General features: G+C 72.5%; 2 protein-coding genes. Both read left to right on the top strand.

The window, feature by feature from the left end:
* Positions 1-215 precede the first annotated feature (215 nt).
* On the top strand, positions 216-5,582 hold the full coding sequence (locus NR798_RS19020) for a beta-ketoacyl synthase N-terminal-like domain-containing protein (protein WP_375772901.1): 5,367 nt from the start codon (positions 216-218) through the stop codon (positions 5,580-5,582).
* Positions 5,583-5,594: 12 nt separating this feature from the next.
* On the top strand, positions 5,595-15,671 hold the full coding sequence (locus tag NR798_RS19015) for an SDR family NAD(P)-dependent oxidoreductase (protein WP_375772900.1): 10,077 nt from the start codon (positions 5,595-5,597) through the stop codon (positions 15,669-15,671).
* Position 15,672: the final 1 nt, after the last annotated feature.

Genomic DNA, 15,672 nt, shown 5'->3' with positions numbered 1-15,672 from the left:
GCCCCGAGTGACTAACACAGCATATCCACGCCTGACAAGGCATGGGGGCCTTCCGGATTATCCCTGATTTGCATCGGTGGCGCGTTGCCGAAGTGTTCAGGACATGCTACTCGTCCTCCCCCAAAATCCATCCTGTTGCAACTACCCGTGGGGGGTCGTCCTTGTCTACAGTGAATCGGGTTCTTCGCGCGCTCGAACAGGCGGAAGCGAAAATCGTGGCGCTCGAGCAACGCCGCGACGAGCCGATCGCCATCGTGGGTCTTGGATGCCGCCTCCCCCGTGGCGGATCACCGGACGCGTTCTGGCGCACGATCGATTCCGGAGCCGATGCGGTCTCGGAGATCCCCGAGTCACGCTGGCGGCTCGATGAGTCGCTGAGGAAGGCACGCTGGGCGGCGCTGCTCGGTGACGAGGACGTCACGGGGTTCGACGCCGGCTTCTTCGGCGTCTCGCCGCGCGAGGCGGCCGCGATCGATCCTCAGCAGCGGCTGTTCCTCCAGGTCTCCGTGGAGGCGCTTGAGGACGCGGGCGTTCCGCTCGAGTCGGTTCGCGGCTCGCGAACGGGTGTGTTCGTCGGGATGATGACGCTGGACTACCAGCATCTCTCGATGGAGAGCCCGCTCGAGAAGCTCGACATCTATACGTCCACGGGCATCGGTGCGTGTTTCGGCAGTGGGCGCCTCTCCCACCTGCTCGGCTTCGAGGGACCGTCACTCTCCACCGACGCCGCCTGCTCGTCTTCACTGGTGGCGCTCCACCTGGCGTGTCACAGCCTGCGTGCGCGCGAGTGCGATCTGGCGGTGGCCGGCGGCGTCAATCTGATGCTGTCGCCCTGGACGATGCACCTGTACGTGAACATGCAGGCGCTCTCCCCCGAGGGACGCTGCCGCACGTTCGATGCCGGTGCCAATGGCTTCGTCCGCGGCGAGGGCTGCGGCGCGCTCGTGCTCAAGCGCCTGTCGGATGCGCTGCGCGATGGGGATTCGATTCGAGCGCTGGTCCGCGGCACGGCGGTCAATCACAACGGGAGATCGAGCGGGCTGACGGCGCCCAACGTCCTGGCACAGCGAGCGCTGCTGCAGCAGGCCCTGGCGGCGGCGCAGGTGCAACCCCAGGACATCGGCTACATCGAGGCGCACGGCATCGGCACCTCCCTCGGTGATCCGATCGAGATCGAGGCCTTGAAGGCGGTGGTCGGCGCACCCCGCGCCGATGGCTCGAGCTGCGTGGTCGGCTCGGTGAAGACCAACATCGGCCATCTGGAGGCGGCGTCGGGCGTCGCCGGAATCATCAAGACGGTGCTCGCCTTCGAGCACGAGCGCCTTCCGCCGAATCTGCACCTCGAGACGCTGAACCCGCGAATCGAGCTGCAAGGGACGGCGCTGTCCATCTCCAGTGCGGGCCGAGCCTGGCCTCGAGGAGCCCAGCCCCGGCGAGCGGGAGTGAGCGCGTTCGGCCTCAGTGGCACGAATGCGCACGTGGTGCTGGAGGAGGCGCCCGCGCCCGCCCCTGTCGAGGCGGAGCCCGCCGCCGATGGCCAGCCCCACATCATGGTGGTGACGGCACGCGGAGAGGCGAGCCTGAAGCGTCTCGCGGCGCGTTACGCGGAGCGCCTGGAGACGGAGCCCGCTCCGGCCATCCGGGACGTCGCCTACACGACGACGATGCGGCGCAGCCATCACCCCCATCGGTTGGCGGTGGTGGGCAGGACCTCGGGCGAGCTGGCCTCGAGCCTCCGGCGATGGCTCGAGGGCTCCGAGGTGCCCCACCTGCGCGCCGGACGCGCCGCTCCCAGCGGGGCGGCGGCCGTGTTCCTGTATTCGGGTGACGCGGGAGCCTGGCGCGCGCTGGGACGCGAGCTGGACGAGCGCTCGGAGGCGTTTCACAGCGCCCTGCGGCAATGCCAGGAGGCGTTCTCGGCGCTGGGCGCCAACGTCTCGCTGCTCGAGCAGTTGCGAGCGCCCGTGGCCCCGTCGCCGAAGCACGTCGAGCTGGCGCTGTTCGCGCTCCAGGTGGCCGTGACGGCGGAGTGGCGGGCCTGCGGCGTGGTTCCGGATCGCGTGTTGGGAGATGGCGTTGGCGAGGTGGCCGCGGCGCACGTGGCCGGCATCTTGAGCCTCGAAGCCGCGGCCGAGTTGGTCTGGCGGCGCGGCGAGGCGCCGCGGGCGCTGGATCCGCGGGTTGGGCAGATCTCCTTCTTCTCGACCGTCACCGGGCAGCGGGAGGCGGGAGAGACGCTGGGCGCGGCGCACTGGGCGCGCCAGTCGCGGGAGCCGGCGCGGCTCGGCGAAGCGCTGCGGCAGGCCCTGGGCGGCCAGCCTGGCGTGGTGGTACAGGTGAACGCCTCCCCGGCGGCGTCGGCCGTCATCGCCGAGCTGACCGCACCGGGCGGCAACGGCCATGGCCGGGTCCGCGCCGCCTCCAGCGTGCGCCCGGACGTGACGGGGCGGCAGGCCCTGCTCGAGGCGCTGGCGGAGGTGTTCGTCGCCGGTGGCTCCGTGACCTGGGCCGAGGGCCCCGAAGCGAAGGGGCGCCTGGTGCGCCTGCCGACCTACGCCTGGGAGCTCGAGCGGCACTGGCTCGATCGCACCGACGTCAAGCCGGTGGCTACCTCGGCGGCGCGACCGGACGGTGCTGGAGCCGCGGAGCAGGGAGCGAAGGAGCGCGAGGCCAAGGAGCGAGGAGCCTCACCCCTGCTCGTCCAGCGGTGGGAGCCGCGGACGCCGGGCCAGGAGGCGCGGGGCGAGCTCTCGCAGGCGGGCGGCAAGTGGTTGATCGTGAGCGCCGACGAGCAAAGCAGCACGCGGCTGTCGGCCCTGCTCCGCGCCGCCGGTCAGGATGTGGCCTCGTGGCAGTGGGCCGACGGTGACGCCGCCATCGAGGCCGCGTTGACCCGGGCCTTCGGCGAGGAGGACGCGCGCGGCATCGTGGTGTGCGGAAGCACCGGGCACGCGTTGCCGGACGGGTCCGGCGGGGCGGAGCTGCAGGCGCAGGTGGAGCGGGAGTGCGGGAATGTCCTGCGGCTCGCCCAGCGCGCGGCGCAGCGGCGGTGGCGGCGGGCCGCGCCGCGGCTCTGGCTGCTCACCGAGTCGTCGCAGCGGGTCCTTCCAGACGAGGCGGGAGGCGGGACGCCGGCTGCATCGCTGAGCGGCGCCGCGCTGTGGGGCGTGGGGCGGACGATCGGGCTGGAGCACCCGGAGCTGCGCTGCACGCGCGTGGATCTCGAGGCGAAGGCCGAGCTGGATCTGCTGGTCGCGGAGCTCTTGCGTGACGCCGCGGACGAGGAGCTGGGGCTGCGAGGCACGTCCTGGTACGCCGGGCGCCTGGAGCGCACCGAGCGCGCGCCGGGCCAGACGAGCCGCGAGCCGGCACGGGGCCGGCCGTTCCGCCTCGAGATGGATCGCGCGGGCATCCTCGATCAGATGAAGTTCCGCGTGGCGCGGGTGCTGCCGCCCGGTCCCGGGCAGGTGCGCGTGAAGGTGGCCTCGGCGGGTCTGAACTTCATGGATGTGATGACCGCGGTGGGCATCTACCCGGGCGCCAATACCGGCGGACTCGAGCCCGTTGTCCTGGGCGGAGAGTGCTCGGGAGTCATCGAAGCGGTCGGTCCCGGCGTCGAGGGCTTCTCGGTGGGCGACCCGGTGGTGGCGGTGGGCCGGGGGTGCTTCGGCTCCCACCTCACGACGGACGCCGCCTACGTGCAGCGGCGGCCCGAGGCTCTGGACGCGATCCTGGCCGGCGGGGTTCCGATCGTGTTCCTCACCGCCTGGTACGCGATGATCACGCTCGGCCGCTTGCAGCCGAAGGAGCGCATCCTCATCCACTCCGCGGCGTCGGGCGTCGGGCTCGCCGCAGTGCAGATCGCCCAGTGGCGCGGTGCGGAGATCTACGCGACCGCGGGCACGGAGGAGAAGCGGGCGATGCTGCGGCGGATGGGCATCGCCACGGTGCTGGACTCGCGAACCCAGGCCTTCTCCGCCCAGGTGCTCGAGGCCACCGGCGGCGAGGGCGTGGACATGGTGCTCAACTCCCTGTCGGGCGAGGCGATCGAGGCGAGCCTCGCCGCCATGGCGAGCGACGGCCGCTTCTTCGAGATCGGCAAGACGGACATCTACGACCAGAAGCGCGCGCTGAGCCTGTTGCCGTTCCGCAAGCGGCTCTCGTATCAGGCGGTGGACCTGCTGGGGCTGGCCCTGGAGCGCAAGCAGCGCTTCGCGGCACTGTTCGCCGAGGTGATGGAGGCGTTCGCCACCGGCGTGCTCCGCCCACTGCCCACCGCGCTGTTCGACTCGGCGGACACGCTCGAGGCGTTCCGCCAGATGGCCTCGGGCCAGCACACCGGCAAGCTGGTGGTGAAGGTCGAGGGGGCCGAGGTCGAGGTGGAGCAGTCGGCGGCACCGGTGATCGACGAGCGGGCCAGCTACCTGGTGACCGGCGGCTCGGGCGTGGTGGGGTTGTCGCTGACGGAGTGGCTCGCCGAGCAGGGAGCGCGGCACGTCGTGTGGCTGAGCCGCCGCGGACTGGCGGGAGTGCCCGCCTCGGAGGCCGCGCGCCTGGAGGCGCTGCGTGCGCGAGGCCTCGAGCTGAAGGCGTGCCTGGGTGACGTGAGCCGGACAACGGACGTGGCCGCCGCGGTGGCCGCGGCCGAGGCCATGGGGCCCCTGCGGGGTGTGCTGCATGCAGCCGCGGTGGTCCACGACACCGGTGCGGCGATGATGACCCCGAAGGTGGCCGGCGCGTGGAACGTGCACCAGGCCACCGAGCGCGCGCCGCTGGACTTCTTCGTGCTGTGCTCGTCGGCCTCGGCGCTCCTCGGGGCACCGGGCCGGGCCTGGGATGCCGCCGCCAACGCCTTCCTGGATGGGCTGGCCCGTCATCGGCGAGGCCGCGGGCTGGTGGCCACGAGTGTGCAATGGGGGCCGATCTCCACCGCTGAAGGGGGAGAGACCCTCGCCGCCGGAGGCGTCTGGAGCCTGGCGCCCCACGAGGCCCGGCAGGCACTGAGTGCACTCCTCGCGGCTGGGACCGGCAGCGCGGGCGTGATCCGCTTCAACGCCCGCCAGTTGATCGAATACCACCCGCACCTGGCCACCGGGACCCGCTTCCTGCCGCTGCTGGCTGGCGGCGACGAGCGGCTCCAGAGCGGAGATCGTGTGCTGCTCGCCCGCTTCGCCAAGGCGAACGCGGCCGAGCGCGCCGCGTTGCTCGAGCAGCTGATTCGCCAGCAACTGGAGCAGCTCCTCCGCACGGACCTCGACGGCCTCGAGCAGGAGCGTCCCTTCAAGTCGCTGGGCATCGATTCGCTCAAGGGGCTCGAGCTGCGCAACCGTCTCGAGGGGGCGCTGGGCCTCACCCTGTCGGCGGCACTGCTCTGGGCCTATCCCGATCCGCGCTCGCTCCGCGACTACCTGCTCAGCAGGTTGATCGTCAGCGCTCCGCCCGTGGTAGAGGAGCGCGGTCCGAGTGGTGCGCGCGAGGAGACCGAGCAGCGCGCCCTGATGGACCTGCGCCAATTGTCGGACGAACAGAAAGCCGAGCAACTCGAGCAGGAGCTCGAGGAGCTCGAGCGCCTGCTGCAGTAAGGAGCCCGGGCCTTGTCGGAAACAAGTCGGAAGCCGCCGGAGTCGTCGACCCAGCTCGAGCGCGCGATGGTCGCGCTCAAACGGGCCAGGGAGCAGCTCGAGGCCAACGAGCGCCAACGCACCGAGCCGATCGCGGTGGTGGGAATGGCCTGCCGCTTCCCCGGTGGGGCCAATGATCTCGAGGCCTACTGGAACCTGCTCGAACGGGGTGTCGACGCGGTGCGGGAGATCCCCGCCGGGCGCGTGCCCGCCGATCCGGCGTTCCCGCAGAGCGTGTCCTCGGCGGCGCTGCTCGACGACGTCGAGCGGTTCGACGCGGAGTTCTTCGGCATCTCGGCTCGCGAGGCCGAGCGCCTCGATCCACAGCAGCGCCTGCTCCTCGAGGTGACCTGGGAGGCGCTGGAGCTCGCCGGCCACAATCCCGGCGGCCTGTCCGGCACCCGCACCGGCGTCTTCATCGGGATCGGCGCTCCGGACTATCTGCGGCGGATCCTCCGGTGGAACCCGTCCGAGGTCGACGCTCAGTCCTTCACGGGAAGCCTGGCCAGCGTCGCCGCCGGGCGCCTCGCCTACATCCTCGGCCTGCAGGGGCCGTGCATGGCCATCGACACGGCCTGCTCCTCGTCGCTGGTCGCGCTGCATCAGGCGTGCGTGAGCCTGCGCAACGGGGAGAGCGAGCTGGCGCTCGCCGGTGGCGTGAACCTCATCCTCTCTCCCGAGAGCAGCTATGTGCTGGGCCAGCTCAAGGCGCTGTCCCCCGATGGCCGGTGCAAGACGTTCGACGCGCGCGCCAATGGCTACGTGCGCGGCGAAGGCTGCGGGATCGTCGTGCTCAAGCGCCTGTCGGATGCCCAGCGCGACGGCGATCATGTCTGGGCGCTGGTGCGCGGCTCCGCCATCAACCAGGACGGCCGCTCCGCCGGGTTGACCGCGCCGAACATGCTCGCGCAACAGGCGCTCCTGCGTCAGGCGCTGCGCAACGCCCGGGTGGAGCCGGAGCAGATCGGCTATGTCGAGACGCACGGCACCGGCACGCCGCTCGGGGATCCGATCGAGCTCGAGGCGCTCACCGCGGTGCTGGGGGCACCTCGCGCCGACGGCTCGGCGTGCGTGCTCGGCGCGGTCAAGACCAACATCGGCCACCTCGAGGCGGCGGCGGGCATGGCCGGGCTGATCAAGGCCATCCTGACGTTCAAGCAGCAGGCGATCCCGCCCAACCTGCACTTCCGGACGCTCAATCCCCGCATCTCGCTCGCGGGCACGCCGTTCGTCATGTCCGATGGCCGGCAGCCGTGGCGCGCCGGTGGCAAGCCGCGGTTCGCCGAGGTCAGCTCGTTCGGGATCAGCGGCACCAACGCGGCGGTCATCCTCGAGGAGCCACCGCGCGATGCGGCGGCTCCAGCCGTGCAGCCCGTATCGGCTCCGGCGACTGCGCCGGGCTCCGGCGATCGCACCCATCACGTCCTGACGCTGTCGGCCCGTTCGCCTCGGGCGCTCGGTCACGTGGTGTCCAACGTCGCGAAGCACCTGCGGACCGCTGGCGCTCCCTCGCTGAGCGATCTGTGCTTCACCTCGCGGGTGGGGCGCTCGCACTTCGCATACCGGGCGGGGTTCGCCGCCTCCTCCGTCGAGCAACTCCAGGGCCAGCTCGACGAGTGGCTGGCGATCAAGGGGGCCGACACGGCCAACGCCAGCAGCGCGGCCTCCCGCCGCCCCAAGATCGCGTTCCTGTTCACCGGGCAGGGGTCGCAGTACGCCGGCATGGGGCACAAGCTGTATCGCTCCGAGCCGGTGTTCCGCGCCGCCCTGGATCGCTGCGCGCAGCTCTTCAACGCCGAACTGCCGCGCCCGCTGCTCGAGGTGATGTGGCGTGAGGATTCGGCCGAGCTGGATCAGACGCTGTACAGCCAGCCCGCGCTGTTCTCCCTCGAGTACGCCCTGCTGGAGCTGTGGCGCTCGTGGGGCGTGGAGCCCGACATCGTGCTCGGCCACAGTCTGGGCGAGTATGCGGCGGCCACCGCCGCCGGGGTCCTCTCCGTCGAGGACGCCTGCCGCCTGGTGGCGGCCCGTGCCCGCGCCTGCCACGCCCTTGCCCCGGGCGGCGCGATGGCGGCGGTCGAAGCGGAGCCCTCGCTGATCGAGGCCGTGGTCTCCAAGCTGGGCGGCAACCTGGCCATCGCCGCCTACAACGGACCGAAGAACCTGAGCATCTCCGGCCCGGCCGAGCTGGTCCGGGCGGCAACCGAGGAGCTGAGCCGCCAGGGCGCCAAGGTCAAGCCGCTCAAGACCTCGTGCGCGTTCCATTCGCCGCTGATGGCGCCGATGGTCGCGCCGTTCTCCGAGCAGCTCGCGCGGGTCTCGTTCCGCGCCCCCCGTGCGATCTGGATCACCAACGTCACCGCCGACCGGGCCGGTGAAGACTTCGACGCGGCCGCCTACTGGAGCCAGCAGCTGTGCGCGCCGGTGCGGTTCGCGGAGGGCGTGAAACGAGCGCGCGAGCTCGGGTGCGATGTCTGGGTCGAGATCGGACCGAACCCGGTCCTGCTCGGTGCGGTGTCGCGCGGCCTGGATGAGCCGCAGGTCACCGCGCCGTCACTGCACCACGGCCGGGACGACGACGCCGTGCTGGCTCGTGCGGTCGCGACGCTCTACGAGCAGGGCGCGAAGTTCGACTGGAGCGCCTTCGATGCGTCGTTTGCTCGCCGGCGCGTGCCGCTGCCCACCTATCCGTTCGAGCGCGAGCGCTACTGGTTCCCGCTGGCGTCATCCCCTGCCCTGCCGCCCGTGAGCATGAGCACGAGCGCGGCCCACCCGCTGCTCGGCGAGCGGCTGCGGCTGCCCGGCAGTGAGATCCACTTCACCCAGCGGCTCAGCCCGGCGCATCCCGAGGAGCTCGCCGAGCACCGCGTCTATGGACAGGTGGTGGTCCCGGCGGCGCTCTACGTCGCGTCGTTCCTCGCCGCGGCCCACGAAGTCTCGGGCGGTGCGGCAATCGAGGACGTCGCGTTCACGCGCGCGCTGGCGATCCCGGAGGGAGGCAAGGCGGAAGGCGCGCCGGTGGCCGTGGTGGTGGCACCGGGCGAGCGCGCGGCGCGGCTCTCGTTCTTCAGCGGTGGCGAGAGCGGGGAAGCAGCGGCCGAGTGGAAGCTGCACGCCAGCGCCGTGGCGAGCCCGCGGACTGCCACCCCAGGGGCGGTCGAGCTGCGGGAGTTGCGCGGCCGCTGCCAGCGGGCGGTGGTTCCCCAGGAGGTGCTGGCGAGCGTATGGACGGACGCTGGCGCCGAGAACGCACCCACCATGAGCCTGGGCCCACGCTTCCGCCGCATCGCGGAGCTGTGGATCGGTGCGTCCGAGGTGCTGGCGCGGTTGGCGCTCAACGAGCCGGCGGGGCGGGACGGGCGGTGGCAGGTGCCCATCACGGTCCTCGACAGCTGCTTCCAGATGCTGGGGATCGCGGCCTTCGCCAGCGAGGCCCGTGAAGCCTGGATGCCCATCGGCATCGACCGCGTCGAGCTTCACCCGGCCGCGGCGCCGCCGGGCACGGAGGTCTGGGCACACGCCTCGGCGGTGCTGGTCGGCGATGGCTCGATGCTCCGCGGTGATGTGCGGCTGCTCGACGCTTCGGGCACGCTGCTCGCGACGCTCTCCGGGGTGAGCCTCAAGAAGGTGTCGCAGGCCGCACTGCTGCAGCCGCCAGCGTGGCGGCAGTGGCTGTACGAGCTGAACTGGCGCCGTCTCGAGCTGGCACCGGGCGCGAGCGTGGCGGCGGATCGGTCGTTCGCCGTCGTGCTCGACCGCCACGGTTACGGCGAGCGCTTCGCCCGCGAGCTCGAGGCACGCGGCATCGCTGTCGCGCGCTTCGCCGGAGCGCGGGAGTTGGAGAGCGGCCAGCCCCTCGACGTCACCCACGTGGTGTCGTTCTCGGCCGTCGACGGCGGGAAGCCCGAGGAGGTGACCGCGCGAGCTCTGGACCTTCTGCAGACGTCCAGCCGCCTGCCGTGGCGGCGTGCCCCGCGCATCTGGTGGATCACCACCGGGGCCCAGGCCGTTGAAGGCGAGCAGCGCCCGGTGTCCATCGCCCAGGCCAGCCTGTGGGGAATGGCGCGCTGCGCCGCCCTCGAGCTGCCCGAGTCGTGGGGCGGCCTCGTCGATCTGGATCCGCGCGAGGGTGCCGATGGCGCCGCCCGCCTGCTGGAGGTGTTCGCCGGCACGGAGGATCAGCTCGCGGTGCGCTCCGGCGCCGTCTACACCGCCAGGCTGGAGCGCCTGCGGCGGCGCGACACGGCGCCGCTGCGCCTGCGCGACGACGCCACCTATCTCATCAGTGGTGGCCTGGGCGGCATCGGCTGGCCACTCGTCGAGGCCTGGGTGGAGCGCGGTGCGCGTCATCTGGTCCTGCTCGGACGCTCGGCGCCCTCGGCGGAGCAGCAGCGCCGGCTGGCCGAGTACGCGCAGCGCGGCGTCACCGTCCGGGTGCTCGGCGCCGACGTGACCGATGGTGCCACCCTCGCGGCGCGTTGGGCCGCCCTCCACGCGGAGCTCCCGCCGTTGCGCGGAGTCGTACACGCCGCCGGAGTGCTCGACGACGCGGCGCTGCTCCGCCACACCGAGCGCCACCTGCGCGACGTGATGGCCCCCAAGCTGCTGGGCGGGGAGAACCTGCTCCGGCTCACCGAGGGAGCGCCGCTCGACTTCTTCGTGTTGTTCTCGTCGCTGGCGGGCGTCCTCGGCTCCCCCGGACAGGCGGGCTACGCGGCCGCCAACGCCGGGCTGGACGCGCTCGCCCACGAGCTGCGCGGCCGCGGAGTTCCGGCGCTGAGCATCGCCTGGGGCCCCTGGAACGTCGGGTTCGCGGCCGAGCACCAGGAGGCGCTCGCCGCCCGCGGGGTGGCGCCGCTGCCGACCCACCTGGCCATCGAGGCGCTCGGCGAGTGTGTCGCGCTGGGCGGTGCCCACCTCGTGGTGACCGCCGCCGACCTGTCCGCGGTGGCGGCCAGGGTGCCCGAGCGGTCTCGCGCGCTCCTCGAGCGTTGGACGGCACGGGCCCCCGAGGCCTCCACCCTCGCGGCCCCGTCGCGAGCCAAGGCCTTCGTTGCCGAGCTGCTCGCCGCGCCCCCGCAGCGGCGCCGGAACATGGTGCTCGAGCGCATCGCTCACGAGACCCGCCAGTTGCTCGGACGGGCCACGCACGTGCGCATCGATCCCACCCAGAGTCTGTTCGAGCTGGGGCTCGACTCGCTGAGCGCCGTCCAGTTCCGCACCGCGCTGCAGAACGCGTTCGGCCGCACCCTGCCCGCCTCGCTGGCCTTCGAGCACCCCACCCTCGACGCGCTCGCCGACGCGCTGCTCGCGCTGGTCGAGGCCGATAATGCCGCCGCCGCCGAGGTACCGGCCGCGCCCGCCGTCAGCAGCGGCGATGTCTCGCCCACCGCGGACGGCGTCGAGACCGCGCTGAACGGGCTCCGCGAAGGCCGCCTGGCCCTGACCTCGCTCCCGCCCTCGACGCTGGCCACCCTGGCGGAGACGGTCCGTGCCCGCACGCCCGAGCTGCCGGTGCTCGCCGCCGAGCCGATCGCCATCGTGGGCATGGGGTGCCGCTTCCCCGGCGGGGTCGGCTCGCCGGCCGAGCTGTGGGAGCTACTCAGTGGGGGCGTGGACGCCATCACGGAGATCCCTGCGGACCGTTGGGATCGCGAGGCCTGGTACGATCCGGATCCCGACGCGCCTGACAAGACGACGATCCGTCATGGCGGCTTCATCGACGATGTCGCCGGCTTCGATGCCGGCCTCTTCCGGATCTCCCCGCGCGAGGCGCGGTGCATGGATCCGCAGCACCGGCTCCTGCTCGAGGTCGCCTGGCAGGCGCTCGAGAACGCCGGGCAGGATCCACAGCGGCTGATGGGCACCAACACCGGTGTCTTCATCGGCTTCATGAACAACGACTACGCGAGCCTCGCCGAGCTGGCGGAGCTCGAGGGGCACCTGGCGACCGGCAACGGCATCAGCAACGCGGTGGGCCGGCTGTCGTTCGTGCTGGGCCTCCACGGCCCCTCGGTGGCGCTCGACACCGCGTGCTCCTCGTCGCTGGTGGCCATCCACTCGGCGGTCGAGAGCCTGCGCAAGCGCGAGTCCAATCTGGCGCTGGCCGGCGGCGTCAGCCTGATCCTGTCGCCCGGGCTCACGATCCTCATGTCCAAGCTGGGCGGCCTGGCGCTGGACGGCCACTGCAAGACGTTCGACGCCGCGGCCGATGGCTACGTGCGCTCCGAGGGCTGCGGCGTGCTGGTGCTCAAGCGCCTGTCGGATGCTCAGCGGGACCGCGATCGGGTGGTGGCGGTGATCCGCGGCTCCGCCGTCAATCACGGTGGCCGGAGCGGTGGTTTCAGCCAGCCCAACGCGCGCGCGCAGCAGGCCTTGCTGCGCGAGGCGCTGGCGCGCAGCCAGACGCTGCCCCAACAGGTGAGCTACCTCGAAGCGCACGGCACGGGCACGCCGCTCGGCGATCCGATCGAATACCGTGCCGCCGCCGCGGTGTACTCGAGCGGGCGCAGCGCCAGCGAGCCGCTGCACATCGGCTCCATCAAGACGAACATCGGTCACGCCGAGGCAGCGGCGGGTGTGGCCGGGGTGATGAAGGTCGCGCTGGCGCTCCAGGCGCGGCAGATCCCCCCGCACCTGAACCTGAAGAACCTCAGTCCCGAGATCGATCTGGACGCGGTCCCGGCGCGCATCCCCACCACGCTGACGCCCTGGCAGCCGATCGGCGGCCGCCGCATCGCCGCGGTCAGCGGCTTCGGGATGAGCGGCATCAACGCCCACCTGCTCATCGAGGAGGCCTCGCCCGCCATGACGAGCGAGCCGTCGGCATCGCCTCGCACCGAGCTGGTGGCGCTGTCGGCACAATCGGATGCGGCCCTGCTGGCGCTGGCGACGGCGTACCAGAAGCACCTCGCCGAGGACTCGGCCACCGTGCCAGCTCTGTACGACCTCGCCGGCACTGCGGGCGCGCGCCGCGCCCACCACGAGGTGCGGCTGGGGCTCATCGCCAACGACATCGCCGAGGTGCGCGCGGGGCTCGCCGCCTTCATCCGCGGCCAGACGGGCGGTCGCGTGGTCACCGGCGCCTGCGAGGCCGGCAAGCGGCCCCGCGTCGTCTTCGTGTGCCCGGGCCAGGGTTCGCAGTGGCTGGGCATGGGGCGCGAGCTCTATGCCAGCGAGCAGGTCTTCCGGGACGCCATCGACGCGTGCGAGCGCGCGATGCAGCCGCACGTGCAGTGGAGCCTCGTCGAGCGCCTCCACGCGCCCGAGCCGCCTACGGGCATCGACGTCATCCAGCCACTCCTGTTCGCGATCTCCGTCGCCCTCGGCACGCTGTGGCGCGCCTGGGGCATCGAGCCGGACGCGGTGGTGGGACACAGCATGGGCGAGGTCGCCGCCGCCCACCTCGCGGGTGCCCTGAGCCTCGAGGATGCCGCGCGCATCATCTGCCGGCGCAGCCGGTTGATGCTCGAGGTCGCCGGGCGCGGCGCCATGGCCATGGTCGAGCTCGGCGCCCAGCAGCTCGAGCCGCGTCTGGCTGCCCATGGCGGAGCCCTGTGCGTGGCGGCCTCGAACAGCACGCGCTCGTCGGTCGTCACCGGCGAGGCCGCCGCCGTCGAGCAACTGCTCACCGGGCTGAAGGCGGAGCACGTCTTCGCTAGGCTCATCAAGGTCGACGTCGCCTCGCACGGACCGCAGGTCGATCCGCTCGCCCGCCCGCTCGTCGAGTGTCTGCAAGGCCTCCGTCCAGTCGCCGGAACCATCCCCTTCTGGTCCTCGGTCACCGCGTCGCTCGGTGACGGTGCCGAGCTCGGGCCGGAGTACTGGATGCGCAACCTGCGCCAGCCGGTGCGGTTCGCCGAGACCATCACGGGGCTCCTGGGCTCGGAGCACACGCTGTTCGTGGAGCTGAGCGCCCACCCCGTGCTGGCCACCGCGATCGAGCACACCGCGGAGGACAATGGCCACCCGGCCTGGGTGGTGGGCAGCCTCGAGCGCGACAAGCCGGAGCGAGCGTCCATGCTGCGCTCCCTCGCCGAGCTGTACGCGCGCGGCTATCCGGTCGACTTCCGCCGGCTGTATCCCGATAGCGCCGCGGTGCCGCTGCCCACGTATCCGTTCCAGCGGCAGCGCTACTGGCTCGAGACGGTCAAGACGACGCCGCTGCTGCTGCGGCACCGCTCCGATGTGAAGAGCGCCGCGGCACCGCTCCCGGCGCCCTCCCCCACCGCGGGCACCAGCGCGCCATGGGCCGAGCTGCTGACCGAGCTCACCTGGCAGCCGCTCGAGGCGCCGGGCACGAGCGAGCGGGGACGCCGCTATCTGCTCTTCGCGGATCGGGGTGGCATGGCCGAGCTGCTCGCCGCCGCGCTCGAGGAGCGTGGCCATTCGTGCGCGGTGGTGCGCGCGGAGGAGTCCGCGCTGGACGGGGCCGCACTCGGCGCACTGGCGGATGGCCGCCCGTTCCACGGTGGCATCCACCTCGGCGGCCTCGACGCCGCGGCCGTCCCCGACGACGGGGCGATCGCCGCATCGGCGGTGCTGGCCGGCACCATCACCCGGGCCCTGACCGCGCTCGAGCGGTACGGCTCTCCCCCGCTGTGGCTCGTCACCCGGGGCGGACAGAGCATCGAGGGCGAAGCGCCGAACCTGTCCCAGGCAGCCATCTGGGGGCTGGGGCGGGCACTGGCCACGGAGTTCCCGGCGCTGCGCAGCGCCCTCATCGATCTGGACCCCTCGGCCACCAAGGCCGGCGCGGCGAACGAGGCGGCGGAGCTCTGCCGCTGGCTCACCGCGTCGCACGGCGAGCAGCAGCTGGCGCTGCGCGGCGGTCAGGCGCGGGTGGCTCGGCTCGCGCGCTCGACCGGGCCCGCGAGCAGCTCCCCGGTCTCCATCCATGGCGACCGGACGTACTGGCTCACGGGCGGGCTCTCCGGCCTGGGCGGGGCCATGGCACGCGAGCTGGTGTCCCGCGGCGCCCAGCACCTCCTGGTCACCGGCTGGCGGGATGCCGCCGACCGGGAGCGCGGCGGTGAGACGGCGCGGGCCCTCGAGGCGGAGGGAGCCACGGTGGTGCTCGCCGAGGTATCGCTGTCCGACGCCGAGACCGTCGCCTCCATGCTGGCGGCGCTGCCACGGCCCCTGGCGGGAGTCATCCACGCGGTTGCCCCCGCCGCCGCGCCGACTGCCCGCACGGCGCTCCCTTCGGAGGACGCGCTGCGCTCGGCGGTGATGGCGCTGGCCGACGAGAGCTGGCGCCTGCTCCAGGCCACTCACGGGCTCGCACTCGACTTCGTGATGCTGTTCGGCCCGGCGGCGGTGCTGCTCGGCGGCGCCGGGCAGACGGCAACGGCGGTGGCCACCGAGGTCTCCGTCGCGCTGGCGGCGCGCTGGCGGCGCGAGGCCCGTCCGGCACGCGCCATCCTGCTGGCGAGCTGGCCGGGCGCCGAAGAACCGTCGCTCGATGGCGTCGGCATCTCGGCGGTGGACACGAAGACGCTGGCCGACGCCGCGCTCTCCTCGGTGACCGCCGGGGCCACCGCGGCGCCGGGACAGCTGGTCGCGTCGATCGACTGGCCGCTGTTCCGCAACGTCTACGCGCAGCGCGCCGACGAGCGGTTGCTCGGCAAGCTCGGCCAGGCCGAGCGCGCGGCCACCACCGAGAGCACGTGGAGCGATCGCTTGAAGGGCCAGCCTCCCGAGGCGGCCAGGAAGCTGCTCCACGACCTGGTCGCTGGCGAGGCCCGCGAGGTGCTCGGGCTGTCCCCGGAGCAGCCCCTGGCGAGCCGCCTCACCTTCACCGAGCTCGGTATGGACTCGGTGATGGCGCTGAAGCTCATGACGCGGCTGGGGCGCGCCCTGGGCGTGCGCCTGGCCACCGTGCTGATCTTCGAGCACCCCACCCCGGCGGAGCTGACCGAGCACCTCGCCAACGATGTCCTCGCGCTGCCGCCCGAAACAGCGGCCAGCGACAGCGCCGGTTCCGAAGACGACGATCTCTCCGAAGACGAGCTGGCGGATCTGCTGATGCGCAAGCTGGGTGGCAACTGAG

This window comes from Archangium gephyra (genome assembly GCF_042230915.1).
GTDB lineage: Bacteria > Myxococcota > Myxococcia > Myxococcales > Myxococcaceae > Archangium > Archangium gephyra_B.
The sequence above is the reverse complement of the archived record's forward strand: the minus strand, read 5'-3'. Positions and strand labels throughout refer to the sequence as shown.